Source organism: Phycicoccus duodecadis, assembly GCF_002846495.1.
In the GTDB taxonomy this organism is placed as follows: Bacteria; Actinomycetota; Actinomycetes; order Actinomycetales; family Dermatophilaceae; genus Phycicoccus; species Phycicoccus duodecadis.
Window position 1 is genome coordinate 2968595 of sequence record NZ_PJNE01000001.1, and the last position, 22162, is coordinate 2990756.

The following is a 22162-nucleotide window of genomic DNA, read 5'->3' on the forward strand; positions in this document are numbered from 1 at the left end:
GATGTTCGCGTTCGGCCCATCACCCTCTGAAAGGACATCTATCATGCGCCGCTTCCTCTCCGTCCTCGGTCTCCTCACCGTCCTCGTCGCCACCCCGGCGGCCGTCGCCTCCGCCGCACCGGCGAGCGCCATCCAGTACGGGCACTGCGCGGTCTGCTGACCGAGGGCAGCACGACGTCCCGGAGGTCGGGTCGGGCGAGCCGGTGACCCGGCGTGTCCGCGGCCGGCCCGATGGCCGGGACGACGACGGAGCGGGTGACACCCCTGAGGTGTCACCCGCTCCGTCGTGTGCCGCACCGGCCGGTCAGGCGGTGCGGGGTCCGGCCCCGCGTCGCGCCGGCGCCGGCAGCCGCAGCCGTCGCCACCAGCGCCCTCGGCGGCCCCGGGTCTCGGCGCGGACCAGGTAGGGCCGGGGGTCGGCGTCCGAGCGCAGCCGCGTCCACCGGCCGACCCCGGCGCGCATCGTGGCGCGCGCGGCCTCGCTCTCGATGTGCAGTGCCGCGGTGCGCTCGGGGTCGCCCTCGCCGGGCCCGAACACGACGGCGTCGACCATCGCCGCCACCTCGGAGGCGGCCACCCCGGGGCGACCGGTGGCGACCGGCGGGACCGGCGGGGGCTGTGCCCCCTCGGCCGGGGTGCGGGCGGCGAGGGAGGCGGCCACGGCCGCGTCGATGTCGGCGGCCTGCTCGCGCCGGGTCACCCCGCGCGGCACGGCCACCCCGAGCGAGTGGGCCTCGGCGACCAGGTCGCGCCACACCCAGGCCGCCCGGGTCGGCACCGGGCCGGTCATGGCGTGGGCCCGCCGGCGGCGTCCCTTGAGCCGGCGCAGGGCCAGCACGTAGAACGCGACCAGCAGGGCGAGCAGCACCAGGCCGGCCAGGACCTGGAGCCAGAGCGGCCACGCGGTGACGTCGAACGGGTTCTTCCTGCGCTTGGTGACGTCGGTGGCGTTCTGCGCCTGGTCCGGGCCTTGGAGCACCGACGGCGGGCTGACCCCGGCGGGCGGCGGCACCTGGGCGCCGACCTTCTGCTCCTCGGTCTTCAGCTGCTGCTCGCTCGGGGCCTTGTCGCGGCTCGGGACGAAGGTCTGCTGGGTGAGCGCGTACCAGCTCCCGTCGTCGAGGCGGACCTCCACCCAGGCGTGCACGTCCTTGCCGCGCACGTCCCCGTTGGCCTCCGGCGCCGCGCCCATGACGACGCGGGACGGGATGCCGAGCCGCTGGCCGACCAGGGCCAGGGTGGCGGCGTACTGCTCGTCGTTGCCGGCGAGCTTGCTCGAGCCGACGAAGCGGGTCAGCCGTGAGATGGCGTGCCCCGGCAGGTAGACCTTCTCGTAGCTGTTGGGCGTGCCGCCGTCGGTGTAGGTCCCCTCGGTGCGCATGGCGGTGGCGAAGGCCCGCAGCTTCGACCAGGCCCCGCCGTCGGCGCGGCTGGTCCAGGCGTCGATGCGCGCGTCGAGGAAGTCGGCGTCGACCCCGGGCGAGGCCCCGGTGGCGACGTCGAGGTCCTCCGGGAGGGTGGTGGCCGGCATCGGTGGCACCAGCGCGCCCATCCGGTAGCTCTCGCCCCCGAGCAGCCCGGCCGGCACCACCGCGGTGTCGGTGCCGGTGTTCAGCCAGAGCGCGTCGGCCAGCTCCTCGGCCCGCGGGCCGCTGAACTCGATGCTGGTGGGGGCGCCGACGGTGGGCAGCCAGTTGCCGCGGTAGCCGCCGTCGGGGACGGTGACGTCGACATCGACGTGGCGGCCCCCGCCGGTGGCGGCGATGCGCGAGCCGACCTGCTGGAAGGGCAGCCCGTCGGCGTCGCGGTCGGCGGCGCCCCACACCAGGCCGTCGTAGCGGTCGAGGGTGGCGAAGCGGACCAGCTGGCCCGGCGGCAGGCCCTGGACGCGCAGGACGACCTCGTCGTAGAGCTTGGCGTCGTTGGGCTCGGTGTAGCGGCGGAAGCCCGGCAGGGGGCTGGCGAACTGCGAGACGTCGAGCGGCGGCACCAGCCGGGCCCGCACCACCTCACGACGCTCGGCCCCGTCGAACCCCGGCAGCGCCGGGCCGGCCACGGCGCCCGCGAGCAGTGCCACCGCCGCGAGCCCGGCGCCGGTGAGCAGGCGGGCCTGCTGCCCCGCGCCGTTCTGGATCGGGGGACGGTTGCGCTGCGAGCGCACCACGAGCCACGCGACGAGCGCGGCGGCGAAGCCGACGCCCTGCACGAAGCGGGCCGCGGTCTCCTCGGTGCCCAAGGCGATGGAGGCGGCCAGCAGCAGGAGCGGGGCGACCGCGGTCAGCGGCACGTTGGCCCACCGCCGCGCGAACCCCAGCGTGAGCGCGCCGCCCAGCAGGCCGGCCAGCCAGGGCAGGGCCAGCACCGGGCCGCGCGCGTCGACGGGGGGCAGCAGCGTCAGCCACTTCTTCCAGCCGGTGACCGCCCAGGTGGCGAGGTCGACGAAGGTCTGCGGCGTCGGGACGACCCCGCCCAGGAGGCTGTCGCGCACCGCGAACGGGCCGCCCAGCAGGAAGTACACGGCCGCCAGCACCAGGAAGGTGGTGAGCGCCATCCAGCGGAAGGCTGCGCCCAGGTGGCCGACCAGCAGCCCCAGGACCAGCCCGGCACCCGCCGCGACGACCCACTCGGCGCCGAGGAAGCCGGTGCGCATCCCGACCAGGGCGATGGCGCAGAGCACGGCGGCGAAGCCGAGGTCGACGAGGGTGTCGCGGTCGGGGACGGCGGTGCGCCAGCGCGCGGGGGCCTCGGGGTCGCGGCGCCGACGGCGGGGCTTGTCGCCGCCGCGCAGCGCGGCGGCCAGGCTGGGGGCGGCCGGCTGGTCGGGCGTGGAGGCGGTCACGCGAGGGCTCCGGAGAAGAGGACGCGGCGCAGGTCGCTGAGCTCGCGCACGTGGAGGATGACGATGGACCCCAGCCGCCGCACCCCGACCGGTACGTCGGGGTCGACGACGAGGGCGACGCGTACGACCTCCGGCTCGAACTGGTCGAGGGTGCGCTGCACCTGGATGAACGGCCGCTCGACGCCGGTGACGAGGACGGCGATGCTGGCGTCCGGGGCCAGGGCCGCGGCCTCCCCGACCGACGCGTAGAGGTCGAGCCGGCCGACGGCGGCGCGCGCGAGGGCGTCGAGGGTGAGGGGGCCGGTGGTGCGCGAGGCCGTCTGCCCGTGGCAGACGACCGTGGTGTCCTGCTCGTCGAGGATGGAGCGCAGCGCCAGCGAGGCCGCACACGAGATGGCGAGCTCGACGTCCTCATCGACGGCGGCGTAGACGTCGGGGTCGGTGTCGACGATGACGGCCAGGTGCGAGCGGCGGGTGTCGAGGAACTGGCGCACCAGGAGGCGCCCGTGCTTGGCCGACGAGCGCCAGTGCACGTAGCGCCGGTCGTCGCCGGGCTGGTACTCGCGCAGCGCGTGGAAGGCCAGGTCCGACATCGACAGGTCGGGGGTGACCTGGCCCTCCAGGTCGCGCAGCAGGCCGGCGCCGAGGCTCTCGAGGCCCACGGTGCGCGGGTGGACGACGAGCTCGGTGCGCTCGGTCCAGGCCACCGTGCGGCGTACGAGGCCCAGGGGGTCGCCGTGCACGGTGGTGGCCGGCCCCACGGGGACCACGCCGCGCTGGGCGGTCGGCACCACGAAGAGCTCCTCGTGGGTGCGGCCGGCGCCGAGGGCGGGGAGGGTGAAGCGGGCGGCGGTCCGGCCGATGGGCAGCTCGAGCAGCAGCGGGAGCATCCCGCGGCGGCCGGTGTTGCGCACCGTGACGCGTCCGGTGGCGGGGTCCCCGACGGTGACGCGGGTCGGTTCGACCTCGGCCCGGATGAGCAGCTTCGAGCGGCCGATCGCCAGCAGGACGCAGGCCAGGACCAGCACCAGGCAGCCGGTGGCCACCATCGCGAGCTCGACCCAGGTGTAGCGCGCCGACAGCCACCAGGCGACGAGGCCGACGACCAGCACCGTCCAGCCGAGCGGCGAGACCCAGCGCAGGACCTGCATCACCGGGTGCCACACGGGGCGGGTCTGGTCGGCGATCGGGCGGATGCGGCTGCCGGTGAGGACGAGGATGCGGGCGCCGGTGTCGGTGAGGGCGCTCGGTACCTGCACGCGCGGCAGGGTGATCGTGCGGGTCTCGCCGTCGACCCGGCGGCGGACCCGTGCCCCGGAGGCGGGCTCGGCGGCGCGGGGCCGGCCGGGCCCGGTGGTGCGCAGCGTCGGCAGGGCGATGCGCGGGCCCTTGCGACCCCCGCGCCGGGAGGCGCGAGGGGCCTTGGGTGCCTTGGGCGCCTTGGGCTGCTTCGGAGGCTCGGTCGTAGGGGCCGAGCGTGACGGCCCGGCGGGGGGCGGCGTCAGGTCCGAGCGTCGGACCGTCGCCTCGGCCTCCTCCGCCCCGGTGGTGCCACTCATGCGGGGATGCGCTCCGTGGGGGGTGCCACCTCGGCGAGGATCTGGTCGATCACCTGACCGACGGTGATCCCGGCGAACTGGGCCTCGGCGGTGACGAGCAGCCGGTGGTTCAGGATCGGCTGCGCCAGCATCTTCACGTCGTCGGGGACGACGTGGTCGCGGCCCTGGCTGATGGCCCAGGTCTTGGCGCACCGCACGTAGGCCAGGCAGCCACGCACCGAGAGCCCGAGCCGGATGCTGACGTGGCGCCGGGTCTCCTCGGCCAGCCGCGAGACGTAGTCGAGGATCGCGTCGTCGACGTGCACGTCGTCGGCCAGGGCCGCCATGTCCGAGATGACCTCGGACGTGACGACGGGCTCGAGCGCCTTGGTGCGGTCACGGGTGGCGGCGTCGCGCAGCACCCGCACGGTGGCCTCGTGGTCGGGGTAGCCGAGCGTGGTCTTCATCAGGAAGCGGTCGAGCTGGGCCTCGGGGAGGCGGTAGGTGCCGGCCTGCTCGATGGGGTTCTGGGTCGCGATGACCATGAACGGCTCGCCCACGCTGTGCCGGGTCCGGTCGACGGTGACGTGCCCCTCCTCCATGACCTCCAGCAGCGCCGACTGGGTCTTGGGGGAGGCGCGGTTGATCTCGTCGGCCAGGACGATGGTCGCGAAGATCGGGCCCTGGTGGAACTCGAACTTCTTGATGTTGGGGTCGTAGATCGTGACGCCGGTGACATCGCTGGGCAGCAGGTCGGGGGTGAACTGGATGCGCGAGTTCGTCCCCTTCACGGTGCCGGCCATGGCGCGGGCCAGCTGGGTCTTGCCGGTGCCCGGGAAGTCCTCGAGGAGGAGGTGCCCCTCGGAGAGCATGCACGTCAGCGCGAGGCGGATGACGTGCTCCTTGCCCAGTACCGCCTTGTCGACGTTGGCGACCATGGCGCCGAAGGTCTGCGAGAACCAGGCGGCCTGGTCAGGGGTGACGGTCATGCGTGGGAGTTCCTTCCGGTGGTGCGTCGAGGTGTGGGGGGGCTCACCAGGAGACATAGCTGGACGTGTAGCAGGCGCCGCCGCCGACCGGGCAGAGGCGGACGGCCACGGGGCCGTTGCCGTTCGCGACGATGACACCGGTGGTCGGCCACGAGTAGTCGTTGCCGGCGCCGTTGGTGACCAGGGTCACGGAGGAGTCGACGTACCCTCCGCCGGTCCACACCCGCACCTTCCACGAGGTGTTGCCGGGGAAGCTGCGGATGTCGAACAGCACGCGCGGGCAGCCCGGCGAGTACCGGCACGAGCCGATGCCGTTGGGGTCGGTGCCGTTCGTGCCCTTGCGGACGTTGTAGATCTCGGGCGTGGGGTTCGGCACGTTGACGGTGGCTCCGGCCCAGCCGGAGTCAGCCGCGCCGTCGCTCGAGCGGGCCCGTACCCGCACCGTGTGGTTGCCCGGTGCGGCGCTGTTCATCGTGTACGTCGTGCGGGGCGCCTGCCACCCGCCCTGGCTGCCGTCGACCTCGAGCTGCACGGCGCTGACGGCGCGGCCGTTGGTGGGCAGGTTCCAGCTCCAGGTGATGTCGTTACTGGCGTTGCGCGAGCCGCCCATCCCGGTGGGGGTGAGGGTGTTGCCGTAGGGCACGCCCCCGTCGCTCGCCTGGTTCGACTGGCTGCCGCCCGAGTTCACGGTCCACACGGTGAACTGGTAGCTCTTCGTGGGCGAGGTGTCGAAGGGACCCACCGCGAAGCTCACCTGCGAGCCGGGGGTGCACCCACAGGTGTAGGTGCCGTTCTGGCCGCCGCCGGACCAGCGGATCGACGAGAACGAGCCCGCTCGGGGCTGGCCCACACCCACGGTCAGGGTGACCCGGCGGTCCGGGCCCGGGGTGCTGGCCTTGAGCGTCGGGGTCGAGGGTTGGCCGACGGACGTGAACGACGAGGAGTTGGTCCGCGGCCCCTCGAGACCGGCGCCGTTGGTGAGGGTGACGGTGTAGCGGTAGGTGTTGCCGTCGTAGGGGATGACGACATCGGCGCGGCGCACGTCGGGCGCGGTGTCCTGCACCGCCGTCCAGGCGCCGTTGCCGACCGACTGGTAGAGGGTGTACTTCGTCGTCGGCGGCCCGTTGGGCGAGCCCTGCTCCCAGGTAATGGTCAGGGTGGCCGAGTCCTGCGCCGGGCCGGGGCCGCTGGCCTGGATGCCCGGGGCCGGCAGGGCGGGCGGGGTGCCCGCCGACTGCATCGTGACCGCCGGCCCGAACGGCCCCGCGCCGAGCTCGTTCCAGGCCTGCACCTGCACCGACTGCTCGGCCATGTTGTCGAGGCCGGTCACGGTCGTACGCAGCGAGCTCGCCGGCACGTCCACCGTCCTGGTCTGGCCGGTCGAGGAGATCAGCCGGACCACGTACTTGGTCAGCGGGCTGCCCTCGTTCTCCGGGGCATCCCAGCGGATGCCGAGCGTGCCGTCGCCCCGGCTCTCCATCGCGACACCGGTGACCTGGCGCGGCAGCGTGTCGGGCCGGACGGCGCCGCTGGGAGCCGACGGGTCGCCCTCCCCGATGCCGTTGACCGCGGCGACGGTGAAGCGGTAGTCCTTGCCGTTGGTCAGGCCGGTGACCGTGCAGGGCGAGGCGGAACAGCTGAGCTGCCCCGACGAGCCCCCGGTCCAGCGCACGACGTACGAGGTGACTGCCGAGCCCCCGTCGTAGGTGGGCGGCAGCCACGCCACCCGCGCCTGGCCCCCGGCGTCGCGGTCGGCGACCGCGGCCACCTGGCGCGGGGCACCGGGACGGCCGAGCAGGGTGACCGAGACCCGGCCGTCGGCCGCCCGGTTGGGCCCGTCGCTGACGGTGATGGCCACCGACGCGGTGAGGGAGGGCTCGGCCCCGGCCGTGAGGGTGAGACGGCATCCCGAGACCGAGGTGGTGAGGCCGGTCCCGCTCTCGACGGCGGCAGCGGTGATGGAGCACGAGGGGTCGCGCAGCGGGGAGTCGAGGTAGGCCGAGACGTCGACGGTGCGCGACTCGCCTTCGGTGAGCCCGCTGACGGTGATGGGGCGCAGGCGCGCCGGCGGCTGCGCCTCGCCGCCGAGCACCCGCACGTTGATGCCGGAGGGGGTCGGCATCCCGCGCGAGGAGACCACGAGGCGGCCCTGCGACGTGGTGGCGTCGGAGGCCGCGCCCAGCACGATGCGCCGGCCCCCCTCGCCGTCGGTGCGCAGGGTGGCGTCGGCCTTCGTCTCCCAGCGGGTCTCGAAGTCGACGTTGTCGAACGTGACCCCCACCGGCAGCCACGCGTGGCAGAACGTCGGGATGTCGATGGTGCGCTCGAGACCGCCGGCCAGGAGGGTGACGGCGCCGTCGGGGCAGCGCAGCAACGGCACCTTGGGGCCGATCTGCACCGGCACCGACACGTACGCGGTGCCGAAGTCCTTCTGGCCGACCGCGTCCTGGTCGGTGACCTGGAGCATGACGGCCGCCGGGCCCACGTAGCCGTTGCGGGACGTGAGCTGCAGCGTGCGGTTGTCGGTGGCCGTGACCTCGAGGTTCTCCGCCGGCGACGACGACACCGTGCGGGCGGTGGTGACGGACACGACGCGGCCCCGCGGGCTCTTGACGTAGTCGTTCAGCGGCACCGTGAGCGTGGAGTCGGGGTCCATCTCGATCAGGCCGTTCTGCACCACGAAGGGCTGCCCGTTGGCCCCGGTAGGAACGTTGATGACGGCCATGGCCCGGGCGCCGTCCTCGTCCTCGATGACGTAGGGCACGGCGTAGGGATGGTCGAGGACCTTCACCGACACCCGCCGGGTCGACGGGTCGTAGCGGGCGTCGGGCGAGAGCACCTCGACGATCTGCAGCGTGGCCGGGTCGGAGTCGACGTCGGTGTCGTTGGCGAGAGCGTCGACGAGGGTGGCGGTCTCGCCGGGCTTGGGCGCCGCGACGTCGTCGTTGGCCACCGGCGGGTTGACCCAGCCCTTGACGGGACGCACCAGGATGGAGGCCCGCGAGGGGTCGAAGATGCCGTTGCTGATGCCGTAGACGAGGCGGTGCGGCGTGGTGGTGTCGTCGGGGACCTTGGTCGTGACGGTGCGGTTGTCGTCGACGCGCCACTGGCGCAGGGTGGCGGCGTCGTTGAGCGAGGCAGTCTCGAGGTCGACCACGTCGCCGCGGGCGATGAGGTCGTTGACCAGCGGTTTGACGGTGACGGTCTTGCCGGGCGCCGCGAGGACCTCGTCGGCCACCGCCACCGGGGGCTGCGGGTCTCCGGGCTGCACCACGCCGACCCGTACCGAGGCCCGGCTGGTGGCCCCGAAGCGGTCGCGCACCTCGTAGGTGACGACCTCGGTGCCGGCCGCCAGCGGGAACGACTCGTAGGTGATCGTCGTGGGCCCGATGCGCACGACGCGGCCGAGGGTCAGGTCGACCGCTCCCCCGTCGGCGCCGACGACGCCGGTCACGCTGACGCTGTCGCCGTCGGGGTCGACCCCGAACGTCGGCACCGTCATGGTGATGGGGTCGCCGGCGGTGACGGTGGCCGTGAAGCTGCGGGCCACCGGCGCCTGGTCGATCCGCTGGGCGTTCGGCAGCGGCGTGACCTGCACCCGCACCCGGGCGGTCTGGGCGCGGTCCTTCATCCCCTCGGCGTAGGCGGCGTACTCGATCGTCACGAAGGTGTCGGCCGTGAGCCCCTTGGCCTCCGGCACGTAGCGGATGACGTTGCCCGAGGCGAACGCCCGCTGCTCGTCACCCGTGCTGATGACCTTGACGCTGCCGGGGTCGAGCACGAGCGGGATGCCATCGGCCATCGTGTCGTTGTCGAGCACGGGGATCGAGACGGTGTCGCCCTCGCGCACGGTCGCGCGGTCGTCCTCGAGGAGCGGCAGGGCGGTGTCGTCGGGGCCCTGCTGGAGGACGTCGATCTGCCCGGTCGTGCGCTGGGTGCCGTCGCTCACGGTGTAGACGACCTGCCCCCGGCGGGCGGCGTCGGTGCCCACCGGCCCCGGCTCACGGGCCTCGAGCCGGATCCACCGGCCCTGGTAGATCGACGGCTGGAGCCAGCCGTTCTCGCCGGTGGCCTGCACCGAGGCGGTGACCAGCACGTCACCGCGCGGGGAGTAGTCGTTGGCCAGGACGTCGACGAGGGTGGCCGACTGGTCGTGGAGCGTGGCGGTGTCGGGCACGGCGACGGGTGGGGCGCCCTCGGGCGGAGCCACGAGGTCGACCCGGATGCGGCCGGCCGCCGCGCCCGCGCCGGTGGTGGCCGAGTATATGAGCTCGTAGGTGCCAGGGGCCGAGCCGGTGACGGTGACCTGGCCGGTGGCGAGGTCGGTGTCGACCTGCAGCGGACCCACGGGGCGCACCTCGGAGCGCAGCGTCAGCGTGGCGTCGGGCTCGCCGGGGTCGGCACCGGCGATGTCGTTGCCGAGCGGTTCGACCTCGAGCGGCTTGCCGACCACCCCGCGCACGGCATCCGGCTGGGTCGTGGGGGCGACGAACTTCGAGTCGCCGCTGGGAGAGATCACCAGGGCGTTGACGCTGCCCTTGGTCGTGCCGCCCCGGCCGTCGGTGACGACGTAGGCGACGGGCTGGCGGCCGGGGTCGACCGGGGCGCTGAGGGTGATGCGGCCCTGGCCGTCGACGACCCCGCCCTCGACGTCGGCGCGGGCCGCCAGGACGTCGTTCTCGGGGTCGCGCCAGTCGGCCAGCACCGGCACCGACAGCCGCTTGCCCGCGATGACGGGGTAGGCCCGCTGGGCGGCCCGCGACCCACCGGGGCGCAGCGCCGGCGCGCCGTTGACGTCATCGCCGACGATGCGGACCGAGACCTTGGCGGCGGTCTTGGAGGTCTTCTTGCCGTTGTTGACCTTGTAGGAGAACTCGAACTGCTCGCCGGCGGTGTTCGCCGGCACCGCGACGTCGATGGCCTGCCCGTCGGCCGAGACCGTGGCCCGTACCCCCTTCATCGACGGCGCGGTGACGTCGCGCTGGTCGATGGCCAGCACCGACCCCGCGGTGTCGGTGTCGTTGTCAAGCACGTGGAGCTTGCTGGTCCGGCCCGGCCGCACGGTCTCGGGGTCGGGCTTGGCCGTGGGCGGCTGCTCCAGCGCGGCCTCGTCGACCAGGTTCTGGTCCTTCTTGGTGTTCTTGTCGTCCTGGCGGGTGGGCGGGGTGAGGGCATCCCAGTTATCGATCTTCGTGGGCTTGTCCTCGAGGTCCCACACGCCGCCGTTGTCGAGGTCGTTGAGGACGACGAGCCCACGGTTGACCCGGAAGGCGACGCCGTCGCGGGTCGGCTCCTTGCCGTCGGCCGGCAGCGTGGTGGTGGGCTCGTCACCGACGCGGCCACAGTTGGCCCCGTAGAAGACGCGCTCCTGCTCGGCCCACGCGGCGTGCACGCAGCCGTCGAGGACCACCGGGCGGGTGACCAGCACGGCCCCGGGGACGCGGTTGACCTGCTCGCCGACGACGACCCCGCCGGGTGGCGGCCCGCCGTCGAGCGGCACCTGCACGGCGCGGTCGGCCGACTCGACGACGACGGTGTCGGCATCCGGCCCGGGCTGCTGCAGCGCCGCGAGGCGGGCGCCGTCGACGGTGACCTGGGCGTCGAAACCGTCGGGCTTCGCGGCGGTGTAGACCCGGTCCTTCGCGGCGTCGTAGGCCACGAACCGGGTGCCGACGGCGGTGATGTCGGGGGTCTCGGTGCGCAGGGCGGTGCGCGTGACGACCGGCCGTCCGAACCCCGTGGGGCTCGGGGCCACCGAGGTGACCGAGCCGTCGGCCCCGGAGACGACGTGGACGACGCCGTCGAGCCCGACGGCGAGCGCGCCGTTCCGGCCGACGGTCGCGACCGGCTTGGCGCCCACGGCGACGCCGGGGAAGTTGTCGGTGCCGGCCTCGGGGTCGACGCGCTGGGCGTAGACCTTGCCGGCGGCGGGGTCGAGCATGGCCAGGGTGCCACCGCGCAGGTCGACCGGGCGCGGGACGAACCGGCCCTTGCCGGCCGGGACGGCGGGGATCGTGGCGGCCGGGTCGCCGGCGGTGGAGGTGCGCACGTCGATGGGGAAGAGCTCACCGGTACCCGTGCCGATGCCCAGGACGACCGCGCCGTCCTGGAGGACGTCGAGGCCGGCGCCGCTGCCCGCGTCGGTGGCGACCCCGGTGTCGAGCTGGCCGATGGGGACGTTGGCCTTGGCGAACTTCGCCTGCGCGGCCGAGCTGACCCAGACGCCGGCGTCGTTGAGGTCGGTCTCGTGCACGGTGCTGCCGTCGCTGGCGGCCGCGGCGTACGCGAGGCCGCCGGCCATCAGGGTGACGACGAGGGCAGCCGCCGTGCGCCGGCGCGCGCGGTTGCGGGCCGCGCGAGCGCGTGCCACTCCGGCCCGTGCCACGTTCTCTCCCAACGTCGATGTGCTCCCCGGGTGCTCGCACGGACCCCCATCCACCGGCACCCCGCGGACAAGGGTAACCGCGCGAGCGCCCCGTTCTCTGCGAGTCGGGAGGGGAGGTCTCCCCGCTGGGCCGGGCCCGTCCGAAGGTCCGCGCGGCCTCAGCCGCGCGGGGCGGCCTCGGGCAGCATCGCCAGGTCGGCCTCGGTCACCATCCGGGTCGAGAGCGCGTGCTCGACCAGGCGCGCCTTGCGGTTGCTGGCGAGCTTGCCGGGCCCCCCGTGCAGCCCCCGGGTGCCGGCGTCGGCGATCTTCTGGCACACGTTGTCGAGCTTGCGGTTGAACTTCGTGACGGTCCAGCCGAGCCGGGCGGCGGCGTCGGCCGACGACGGGATCTGGCCGCCCCCCGCGTACGTGGTGCGCAGGAAGCTCTCGCACAGGGCCACGACCAACAGCTTCTGGTCGGGGGTCATCGACACCCGCCCGACCGTGGTCTGCCCCGCGGAGTCCTCGGGCTCGAGGTCGGCGGCGGTCTCGACCGACACGAACGGGGTGTCCTCGACCAGGATGTCGAAGTCGTAGGTGGTCGGCCCGGCGGTGAACCAGACGGTGAAGGCCTCCAGCGCCAGCGGGATCCGCGCCCCGGGCGAGAGCCATGCCTGGAACAGGCCCTTGGTGTCGGCCACCGTGGCCGTCAGCGTGGAGCCGACGTTGGTGAGCCACCACAACCCGTGCTCGTGGTGCACCTGGAGGAAGACCCGGTGCAGGTAGGGGTTGTCGTCGATCTCGACGTCGGCCACCCGCCCGATCGTCAGCGGCCGGTCCTCCGGGGCGGCGAACTCCTCGCCGCAGAACTCCACCGTCACACCCATCGTGCCCCCCTCGTCGTCGTCATCCGGCGGCCTCGCAGCGGATCGTCGAGTACGGCGACGGCACCCCCGTGCTGCGCGACACCTTCACCTGGGCGCAGACCGTCGTACCGGAGGCGGCCTTGGCCGTGTAGCGCGAGCCGGTCTTCACCGTGATGACCTCGGCCTCGGGGACGGCGGCCTCGGAGGCCCCCACCCGCAGCTGGAAGAAGTCGCCCTTCTCCGCCCCCACGTAGTTCCACGAGAACGTGACCCCACCCGCGACCGCCCGCGCGTCGATGGCCGGCTGCTCGGGGTAGTCGACGGCCCGGCTCGGAGCGCCGGTCTGTGAGCGGGTGGGCCGTGCCACCGGCGCCTGGCCCTCGTCGCCGCCGCGGTTCACCGCCCACACGACCACGCCGACGGTGACGGCCACCAGCAGCGCCAGCACGCCGAGCACCACGCCGCCGCTGATGGTGGCGGGGGCGTCCTCGTCGTCCTCGTCCTCGCCGTGCGCGGGGGCGCCGACCGGTACGGGCGCCGTCGGCACCGACAGGGCACGCACGCTGGTGCGGTCGTGGTCGTCGGCGCCGCGGGCCTGCGGCAGCGCGCTGACCGCGGTCCGGCCGGTCTCGTCGAGCACCACCACGGCGGTGCTGGGCAGGCGCTGCTCGCGCTCGACCGCCTGCAGCCCACGGGCCAGCTCGAGTGCGGTCTGCGGGCGGCCGTCGGGGTTCTTGGCCATCGCGTGCGACAGCAGCCGCTCGAGCGAGACGGGCACGTCGGCCCGCCCGGTGGCGGGTACCGGGGTCGCTCGGATGCGGGGCATCAGGGCGTAGGCGGAGTTGTCGCCCCCGGGCTGCTCGAACGGCGAGCGCCCGACCAGTAGGTGCCACAGGGTGGCCGCCAGCGAGTACACGTCGCTGCGCGCGTCGCCGTTCGACTGGCCGTACAGCACCTCGGGCGCCGACCACGGCACCGAGACCCCCACGTCCTCGTCGACGTCCTCGGCGTGCCCGCCACGCCCGGCGATGCCGAAGTCCGTGAGCCCCGGCTGGCCGTACTGGCTCACCAGCACGTTGGCGGGCTTGATGTCGCGGTGGATGATGCCGGCCCGGTGGGCGGTCTCGACGGCGCTGGCGATCTGGATGCCGCTGCGCAGGACCTCCTCGACCGAGAGCCGCTCGGCCTTGGCCCGCTGCGCGAGGTTCGGCGGCGGGTAGTACTTCATGACCAGGTAGGCGCCGCCGTCGGCGGTCTGGTCGGACCGGAAGACCTGCACGATGAAGGGGTGGTCGGCGAGCTGGGCCATGGTGTTGGCCTCGTCGACGAACTGGCGGCGGATGGCGGCGGTCAGGCCCTGGCGCTTGAGCACCTTGACCGCCACGTTCATCCGCGGCTGCTGCTGCTCGTAGAGGTAGACGTCGGCGTACCCGCCGGAGCCGAGCGGGCGCACGAACTCCAGGCCGGGGATGTCCGGCGCGGCGGTTCCGCTCATCCCTCGACCTCGTAGGTGAGCGAGACCTCGTCGGCGAGGGTGATGACGGTGCCGGGCTCGATGCCCTGGTCCTCGGTGGGCCGCAGCCGCACCGGCTCCTCGCCGGGCAGGGCGACGGTGGTGCCGTTGGTCGAGCCCAGGTCGCGCACCAGGACGTGCCAGCCCTCGAGGACCACCTCGGCGTGGTTGCGGCTGATGTCCCGGTCGCCGCCGAGCCGGATGAGGTGCGGGCGCTGGTTGGGGGGCAGCTCCTCGTTGACGCGCGGGGCGCGACCGAGCAGGACGCCGCGGTCGAGGGGGACGCTGCCGCCGCTGGAGATGCGCAGCACCCCCAGCTGCGGGCGCGGGATGGGAGTGGGCTGCTGCGGCGGGATCTCGCGCCCGCACGACCGGCACCGGCCGGCGTGCGGCGGGGAGTGGTGGCCGGCCGGGCAGAGCACCGCCAGGACCACCGGGCGGTCGAGGTCCTCGTCGTTGCGCGGGAGCGCGTCGCGCGAGGTGGTCACGTCGGCGACCGGCGACTCCTCGGCCACGGGGGTCGGCGGGGCCGGGGCGGGTTCCGGGAGGGCCGGGGGGTCCGGGACCTCCGGCGCGACCGGGCGTGCGGGCTCGGCGACCGGGACCTCAGTCCCCGGGGCGGGGGGTGCGTCATAGACGCTGGTGACCGGCCGGGCGGGGGCCGGGGACTCCGCGCCGCCGCGGCGCCACGGCACCGAGTCGATGATGCTGCGCTCGGGCGGCGCCGACGGGGGCACCCGCTCGGCGGGGGAGCTGCCGGCGGCGTCCTCGGGCGGCGGCAGGGTCAGGTCGGCCGGGACGACGGGCGCGGCCAGCGGGGCGGAGGGCTCCGGCTCCGGAACGGGCTCGGGCTCGACGACGGGCTCCGGCTCCACGACGGGCTCCGGCTCCGGCTCCGGAACGGGCTCCGGCTCCACGACGGGCTCCGGCTCCGGCTCCGGAACGGGCTCGAGCTCGACGACCGGCTCCGGCTCCGGCTCCACCCGCTGCTCGGGAACACGCGGTTCGGCGGCTGCGGTCTCGGCCGCCGCGACCGCGCCGGTCCGCAGGCGGGCCGGGCGACGCCATCCGCGCGCGACGGCGGGCTCGGGCTCGGGGACGGTGAGGACCACCTCGTCGCCGGCATCCGCGACGTCGATGTCGCTCCACGGCTCGCGGCCGCCCGAGGACACCACCCGGCCGTCGCCGAGGACGGCGGTGACCGGGCCGTGCAGCAGCACGCGCACGGCGTCCCCGCCGGTGGTGACGATGCCGAACGACGGCATCACGAGCAGCCCGCGCGAGCAGAGCAGGTCCAACAGCGGCATCACGCCGTCGCCCGCCGCGTTGGTCAGGGCGTCGAGGTGGCGGTCGGCGACCTCGACGACCGCGGTGATCCCCGGAGCCGTGATCTCCACGTAGCCCTCACGCAGGGCCGAGCGGACGGAGGTCACGTGCAGCTCCTCGGGCGACGGGGCGGGGTGGCGAACACGCCACAGGGTAACGGCGACTCGCGCCCTCGGCCGCCCGGTCGGACCATCGCCGTCGAACGGCCCACCGGCGTCCCGGTCCGGCCGCCGTGGCGGCCGGGTTCGTGCGACGATGAGCCGTTCGTCGACCATGGCTCAGGAGGTATGTCGGTGCAGGTCTCCGTGGCGCTCGTCCCGCCCGAAGGTGTCGTCAACGAGATCGAGGCGATCATCGACGGCACCCCCGGGGCGCGGGCCCAGCTCGACGTCGTGCCCACCGGCGCGCTGCGGCTGCCGCTCATCGGGCTCGGCAACCTCACGCGGCCCGACGTCGAGGCCCTCTGTGAGCACCTCGTGGAGCTGGTGGCCGGCATCGGGATGACGCCGCGCATCGGGCTGGCCGGCGCCGTCGCCCTGGAGTCCCCCGACGACCCGACCGTCTCGCTGGGCATCGTCGGCGACGTCGACGGGATGATCGCGGTCGCCAAGGCGCTGCCCCCGATGGTGAGCGACTTCGGCTTCTACGTCGACCGGCGCCGCTTCGTCCCGAAGTTCACCGTCGCCCGCGTCACCGCCGGCACGACCTTGCCGGTGCTCCAGGCGCTGGTCGACAAGCTCGAGCGCTACCGCAGCCGCGAGTGGGACCTCGAGGGCGTGGAGGTCCTCAGCCGGGTGCACCGCGACGACGGCGCCATCTTCGAGCGCGTGCACACCCTGTACACCTCCTGACCCGACCCGACCCGACCCGACCCGACCCGACCCGACCCGGTGGGTCGTGCGGGTCACCGCCGGGGCAGCCCCGAGCGCGGGTGGGTGTCCGCGTCGTCGTCCTCGGCGCCGGCGTCGACCGACACCACGACCACCGACACGTTGTCGCGCCCACCGGCACGCACCGCGGCCGCCACCAGCTCGTCGGCGGCGCGCTGCGGGTCGGCGTGCTGGCGCGCGAGCAGCATGATGTCGCGGTCCTCGAGCTCGCCCGACAGCCCGTCACTGCAGATCACGAAACGCTCGCCGGGCGTCGGCGCCAGCATCCACACGTCGATCTCCGGTCCCGGGTCGGTGCCCAGCGAGCGCGTGATGACGTTGCGCAGGGGGTGCCCGGCGACCTCCGACGGCTCGAGCAGCCCGGCGTCGAGCAGCTCACGGACCTCGGAGTGGTCGCGGGTGACCTGGTGCATCCGGTGGTCGGCGACCCGGTAGACGCGCGAGTCGCCGACGTTGAAGACGACCCAGTGCTCGCGCCCCCCGGTGTCGACCACGGTGACCCCGGTGGCGGTGGTTCCCATCCCGCGCAGCTCGGGGTGCTCGGCCTGGGCCCGCAGGATGCGGCGGTTGGCCTCGCGCAGGGCCTCGGCGACGTCCTCGGGCCGGGTGGGCGGGTGGTCCTCGAGCTCGGTGAGCGCCTCGACGACGATCTTCGAGGCGACCTCCCCCGCGGCGTGCCCGCCCATCCCGTCGGCGACCGCGAACACGCGGGTGCCGGCCAGGATGCTGTCCTCGTTGTGCTCGCGCACCTTGCCCACGTCGGTGGCGGCGGCGGCCCGCACGAGCATCGAGCTGCCGCGCAGGACGCGCCCGGCGGGGGTCACGGGACGTCCTCGACCGTCACCGACTCCAGGACCGCCTGCAGGGCGTCGTAGTCGTCGTCGAGGCCGGCGCCGCCGACCCGCCCGACGACCAGGAGGTGGGGCGCGCAGCCATCGGCGGCCGGCAGCGGCGTCGCGAGGTGCACCTCGACCACCGGGGTGCCGTCCTCGTCCCAGGAGACGTTGCGGGCGTGCCACTCCCGGCCGCCGAGGTCGACCACGAACGGGTCCTCCACCTCGCCGCCGCGGGCCGCGGTGGCGTCGGCCACCACCGTCTCGGTCGTGGTGTCGGGGGCTTCGACCAGCTGGCGCACGACGATCTCGACGGGGCGCTCCTGCGAGCCGGGCCCGCTGAGCCGCAGCAGGGCGTCGCCGGCGGGGACGGCCGCCCACCCGTCGGGCGCCTCGAGGTGCACGGCCGGCGCCGCGGGGGCGCTCGGGCCCGGATGGGCGAGGACGGGCATACGAGGTGCTCCCCTCGGACGACGGTGGACTCCGAGAGCCTAGACCGCGGCGCGGGTCGCGGCGATGGGGAGGACTCCCCGCCGGCCGGACCCGGCGCGGCCAGTTCCCTCCGAACCCTCGTGCAACCCCCGCCCCCTCTGCCACACTGCCGCGAGCAGCGTCCGCTGCACCCGACCTGGTGGAGAGGCGCCATGACCGACACCGCAACCACGCTCAGCGGCGACTGGGACTTCGACCCCCAGCACACGCGGATCGGCTTCTCGGCCCGCCACGCGATGATCACGACCGTGCGTGGCTCGTTCAACGAGGTCGAAGGTCATGTGCACGCCGACCTCGAGGACATGGCGAACTCGCACGTCGAGATCACCCTCAAGGCCGCCAGCGTCGACACCCGCACACCGCAGCGCGACGAGCACCTGCGCAGCGCCGACTTCTTCGACGTCGAGACCTACCCCGACATCACCTTCGTGAGCAGCCGCGTCGAAGAGGTCGAGGACAACGCCTACCTCGTCACCGGCGACCTCACCATCAAGGACGTCACCCAGACCCTGTCGATCCCGATCGCCCTCACCGGCGTCGAGAAGGACGCGTTCGGGGTCATGCGGGCCGGCTTCGAGGGCACCCGCAAGGTGAACCGCCGCGACTACGGGCTGCAGTGGAACATGGCGCTGGACTCCGGCGGGGTCCTGGTCTCCGAGCGGATCACCCTCGAGTTCGAGATCTCCGCGATCAAGCGCGCCCCCGAGACCGACGCGACCCCGCAGGAGTAGGTCCGGGCGGCGGCCCTCAGCTCTGGCGGGACTCCGGCTGCTCGGCCCACCAGGCCAGCAGCCGCTCGCGCGCCGCGTCCGGGCCGACCGGTCCGTCGTCGGTACGCACCTGGAGCAGGTACGCGTAGGCCCGCCCGAGCACCGGCCCCGGCCGGATGCCGAGGGCCTCGCCGATCTCGTGGCCGTCGAGCTCGGGGCGCAGCGCCTTGAACTCCTCCTCGGCGCGCAGCCGGTCGATGCGGGTCTCGAGGTCGTCGTACGCCGTCGAGAGCCGCCGCGCCTTCCGGACGTTGCGGGTGGTGCAGTCGGCCCGGGTCAGCCGGTGCAGGCGGGGCAGCAGGTCGCCGGCGTCGGTGATGTAGCGCCGCACCGCCGAGTCGGTCCACTGGCCCTCGCCGTAGCCGTGGAAGCGCAGGTGCAGCTCGACCAGGCGGGCGACCTGCTTGATGGTCTCCTTGTCGAAGCGCAGTGCCTTCATCCGCTTGGCGGTGAGCTTGGCGCCGACCACCTCGTGGTGGTGGAACGAGACGCCGCCGCCGTCCTCGAAGCGGCGGGTCGCGGGCTTGCCGATGTCGTGCAGCAGCGCGGCGAGGCGCAGCACCAGGTCGGGGCCGGGGACGTCCTCGGGTGTGGAGCCGGGGGGGCCCTCGAGGTCGATGGCCTGCTCGAGCACGATCATCGAGTGGACGTAGACGTCCTTGTGCCGGTGGTGCTCGTCGACCTCGAGCTGCAGGGCGGGCAGCTCGGGCAGCACGACGGCCGCGAGCCCGGAGGCGACCAGCAGCTCGAGCCCGGCCCGCGGGTGGTCGGCCACCAGCAGCTTGACCAGCTCGTCGCGCACCCGCTCGGCGGAGACCCGCTCGATGGACGCCGACATCTCGCGCATCGCCACGAGGACGGCGGGGTCGGGCACGAAGCCCAGCTGGGCCACGAAGCGCGCGGCCCGCATCATCCGCAGTGGGTCGTCGCCGAAGGAGACCTCCGGCGTCGTGGGGGTGCGCAGGACCCGGTTCTCGAGGTCGGTCAGGCCACCGTGCGGGTCGACGAACTGCACCTCGGGAAGCCGCAGCGCCATGGCGTTGCAGGCGAAGTCGCGCCGCACCAGGTCGTCCTCGAGGGAGTCGCCGAACGCCACGACCGGCTTGCGGGTGACGCCGTCGTAGGCGTCGGCCCGGTAGGTGGTGACCTCGACGACGTGCTGGCCGCGGCGGGCGCCGATGGTGCCGAACGCGCGCCCCATGTCCCAGGTGGCCGAGCCCCAGGCCTTCAGGAGGCGCTCGGTCTCGTCGGGGCGGGCGGAGGTGGTGAGGTCGAGATCGGCCGAGACGCGCCCGAGGAACGCGTCGCGCACCGGGCCGCCGACCAGCGCCAGCTCGTGCCCCGCGTCCGCGAAGCGCTGCCCGAGCTCGGTGAGGACGGGGAGCACCGGCGCGAGATGCGCGACGGCCTGGCGCAGCAGCGCGGCCGGGGGCTGGCGGGTGGACACGATGGTCAAGGGTAGGCGGTGACGGCGGCCCCGCGGGACGCCTCCGGCCGCGTCGGCGCCCCTCCGAGCCTCCCGGTCCCCCGCGGCCCACTCGTTACAGTGACCAGATGAGTCACGCCGCCGCCGAGCCGACCGGGGTCCCGCCGCGGCGGCTCCCGGCCGTCGAGGAGCGCAGTGCCGGCGGCGTGGTCGTCGACGTGCACGAGGGGCGCGCCCGCATCGCCGTGATCGCCCGCCGCAACCGGGCCGGCCGGGTCGAGTGGTGCCTCCCGAAGGGCCACATCGAGGGCGAGGAGACCCTGCCCGAGACCGCCGTGCGCGAGGTCGAGGAGGAGACCGGCATCGAGGGCCGCGTCCTCATCGAGCTCGGCACCATCGACTACTGGTTCGCGGCCGGTGACCGGCGCATCCACAAGTACGTGCACCACTACCTGCTCGAGGCCACCGGCGGTTTCCTCACCATCGAGAAGGACCCCGACCACGAGGCCATCGACGTCGCGTGGCTGGCGCTCGAGGACGCCCACCGCCACCTGACCTTCCCCAACGAGCGGCGCATCGCCCGCCTCGCCTGGCAACGGCTGGCCGGGGACGCCGGGTGAGCGCCCCCGCCCCCGCCCAGAGCGTCGGACGCTCCGGGGCGGTGATGGCGGCCGCGACGCTGGTCAGCCGCGTCGTCGGGCTCGCCCGCACCTCGCTGCTCGCCTCGGTCATCGGCCTCTCGGGCCTGACCGCCGACGCCTTCACCGCCGCCAACACCCTGCCCAACCAGTTCTACCTGCTGCTGGCCGGCGGGGCGGTGCAGGCGGTGCTGGTCCCCCAGATCGTCCGGGCCCGCCAGCGCCCCGACGGGGACGAGTTCGTCAACCGCGTCGTCACCGTCTCGGTCGTGTTCTTCGGCGTCGCCACCGTCCTGCTCACGGCGCTCGCGCCGCTGGTCGTGCGCATCTTCTACAGCCCGAGCGACACCGCGGCGGTGCGCCTGGCGGTCGTGTTCGCGGTCATCTGCATGCCGCAGCTGTTCTTCTACGGCCTCTACACCGTGCTGGGCCAGGTGCTGACGGCCAACGGGCGGTTCGCGGCCTTCACCTGGGCGCCGGCGCTGGCGAACGTGGTGGCGGTGGCGGGGCTGCTCTGGTTCCGCGCGGTGGACCTGCCGCTGTCGGCGCCCCCCGGCCGGTGGACCGGCACGATGATCGGCATCCTGGCCGGGACCGCCACGCTCTCCATCGTCATCCAGTGCCTCGGGCTCTTCCCGGCGCTTCACCGGATGGGGTTCCGCTACCGCTGGCTGTGGGGGGTGCGCGGGCACGGCTTCGGCGAGATGGGCTCGATCGCCAAGTGGACCATCGGCTCGATCGCGGTCCAGCAGCTGGGGTTCATCGTCACCAGCCGGGTGCTGACCCGCGCGGGCGCCGAGGGCGCGCGCCTCGGCGAGAGCGTGCCCAGCCTCGCGACCTTCACCAACGCCCAGTTCATCGTCCTGCTCCCGCACGGGCTCGTCACCGTCTCGCTCATCACGGCGCTGTACACCCGCCTGTCGGAGGCCGCGGCGGTGGGCGACCACCGCGCCGTGCTGCGCTACCACGACCAGGGGATGCGGGCGCCGTCGGTGCTGCTCGTCCCGGGGCTGGCCTTCCTGCTGGCCTTCGCCCCGCTGGTCGCGAGCTCGCTGTTCTTCACCAACACCCTGGCCCAGACCGCGCAGGTGGCCGTGGTGCTCTACGGCGTGCTGTGGCTGATGATCCCGATGGGCTGGGGCTTCCTCAACGACCGGGTGCTGTACGCCCAGACGCAGACGCACCTCACCTTCCGCATCCAGTGCGTCGTCACCTCCACCGCCGCCCTGGTGACGCTCGCGGCGGCCTTCGTCGACCCGCGGGCCACCGCCTTCACGGTCGGGCTGGGGCAGGCGTTCGCCTACCTCGTGGGCTCGGTCATCGGGTTCGTCGTGCTGCGCCGGCAGCACGGCTCCCTGGGCCTGCGCTCCATCGCGGTCACCTACGTGAAGCTGGCGGTGCCCTCGGCGGTGATCGCCGGGGTGCTCGCCCTGGCCGTGCACCTGCTGCTGCCCGGGCTCGGTGCCGACCGCGGGCCGCAGGCGCTGCTCGAGGGTGTCGTCGTGCTCGGGGTCGCCGGCGTGCTGATGCTCGCGGGTACCTGGGCGGTCGCCCACCTGCTGCGGGTCCCGGAGGTCGACGCGCTGCTCGCACCCGTGGGGAGGCGGCTGCGCGGGCTCCGCCGCGGCTGAGGCACCCCCTACGATGGTCGGACTCCGCCGCGTGACCGGTGGGG

14 protein-coding genes are annotated in these 22162 nt (G+C 74.2%); 4 read left to right on the plus strand and 10 right to left on the minus strand.

What is annotated here, in order from left to right:
- Positions 1–304 precede the first annotated feature (304 nt).
- The 7 genes from ATL31_RS13840 to ATL31_RS13870 all read right to left on the minus strand — a co-directional run bounded on the left by ATL31_RS13840 (position 305) and on the right by ATL31_RS13870 (position 15545).
- Complete coding sequence (locus ATL31_RS13840; protein WP_101396284.1) at positions 305–2839, minus strand: transglutaminase-like domain-containing protein; 2535 nt, start codon at positions 2837–2839, stop codon at positions 305–307.
- Positions 2836–4398: a DUF58 domain-containing protein gene (locus ATL31_RS13845; RefSeq protein ID WP_101396285.1), complete on the minus strand. Its 1563-nt coding sequence runs from the start codon at positions 4396–4398 to the stop codon at positions 2836–2838. Before ATL31_RS13845 ends, ATL31_RS13840 begins: the two co-directional genes overlap by 4 nt.
- Positions 4395–5366 carry an AAA family ATPase gene (locus ATL31_RS13850; protein WP_101396286.1) on the minus strand — a complete coding sequence of 324 codons (972 nt, stop codon included), beginning with the start codon at positions 5364–5366 and terminating at the stop codon, positions 4395–4397. Before ATL31_RS13850 ends, ATL31_RS13845 begins: the two co-directional genes overlap by 4 nt.
- A 43-nt stretch (positions 5367–5409) precedes the next feature.
- A complete protein-coding gene (locus tag ATL31_RS13855) occupies positions 5410–11751 on the minus strand; it encodes an Ig-like domain-containing protein (RefSeq protein WP_143598395.1) in 6342 nt (2113 codons plus the stop codon).
- A 158-nt stretch (positions 11752–11909) separates the two neighbouring features.
- Complete coding sequence (locus tag ATL31_RS13860) at positions 11910–12620, minus strand: FHA domain-containing protein (protein WP_101396288.1); 711 nt, start codon at positions 12618–12620, stop codon at positions 11910–11912.
- Positions 12621–12639: 19 nt separating this feature from the next.
- On the minus strand, positions 12640–14094 hold the full coding sequence (locus ATL31_RS13865) for a serine/threonine-protein kinase (protein WP_101396289.1): 1455 nt from the start codon (positions 14092–14094) through the stop codon (positions 12640–12642).
- Positions 14091–15545: an FHA domain-containing protein gene (locus ATL31_RS13870; RefSeq protein WP_101396290.1), complete on the minus strand. Its 1455-nt coding sequence runs from the start codon at positions 15543–15545 to the stop codon at positions 14091–14093. The genes ATL31_RS13865 and ATL31_RS13870 overlap by 4 nt, the downstream gene beginning before the upstream one ends.
- A 186-nt stretch (positions 15546–15731) precedes the next feature.
- Here ATL31_RS13870 and ATL31_RS13875 point away from each other — a divergent pair, with 186 nt between their 5' ends.
- Positions 15732–16289, plus strand: a complete 558-nt coding sequence (locus tag ATL31_RS13875) for a 2'-5' RNA ligase family protein (protein ID WP_143598396.1) — start codon at positions 15732–15734, stop codon at positions 16287–16289.
- Between the two features lie 53 nt (positions 16290–16342).
- Here the strand turns inward: ATL31_RS13875 and ATL31_RS13880 are convergent, their stop codons facing one another.
- On the minus strand, positions 16343–17152 hold the full coding sequence (locus ATL31_RS13880; RefSeq protein ID WP_245862465.1) for a PP2C family protein-serine/threonine phosphatase: 810 nt from the start codon (positions 17150–17152) through the stop codon (positions 16343–16345).
- Positions 17149–17613, minus strand: coding sequence for a hypothetical protein (locus tag ATL31_RS13885; RefSeq protein ID WP_101396292.1), 465 nt, complete (start codon positions 17611–17613; stop codon positions 17149–17151). Before ATL31_RS13885 ends, ATL31_RS13880 begins: the two co-directional genes overlap by 4 nt.
- Before the next feature lie 192 nt (positions 17614–17805).
- Here ATL31_RS13885 and ATL31_RS13890 point away from each other — a divergent pair, with 192 nt between their 5' ends.
- Positions 17806–18384, plus strand: coding sequence for a YceI family protein (locus tag ATL31_RS13890; protein ID WP_101396293.1), 579 nt, complete (start codon positions 17806–17808; stop codon positions 18382–18384).
- A 16-nt stretch (positions 18385–18400) separates the two neighbouring features.
- Here the strand turns inward: ATL31_RS13890 and ATL31_RS13895 are convergent, their stop codons facing one another.
- Complete coding sequence (locus ATL31_RS13895; protein WP_245862468.1) at positions 18401–19870, minus strand: CCA tRNA nucleotidyltransferase; 1470 nt, start codon at positions 19868–19870, stop codon at positions 18401–18403.
- A 107-nt stretch (positions 19871–19977) separates the two neighbouring features.
- Between ATL31_RS13895 and ATL31_RS13900 the strand changes: the two genes are divergently transcribed.
- Positions 19978–20469, plus strand: coding sequence for an NUDIX hydrolase (locus ATL31_RS13900; RefSeq protein ID WP_101396294.1), 492 nt, complete (start codon positions 19978–19980; stop codon positions 20467–20469).
- Positions 20466–22118 (plus strand): murein biosynthesis integral membrane protein MurJ, encoded by a 1653-nt coding sequence (murJ, locus tag ATL31_RS13905; RefSeq protein WP_143598397.1) that lies wholly within the window; start codon positions 20466–20468, stop codon positions 22116–22118. The genes ATL31_RS13900 and murJ overlap by 4 nt, the downstream gene beginning before the upstream one ends.
- The last annotated feature ends 44 nt before the right edge of the window (positions 22119–22162 follow it).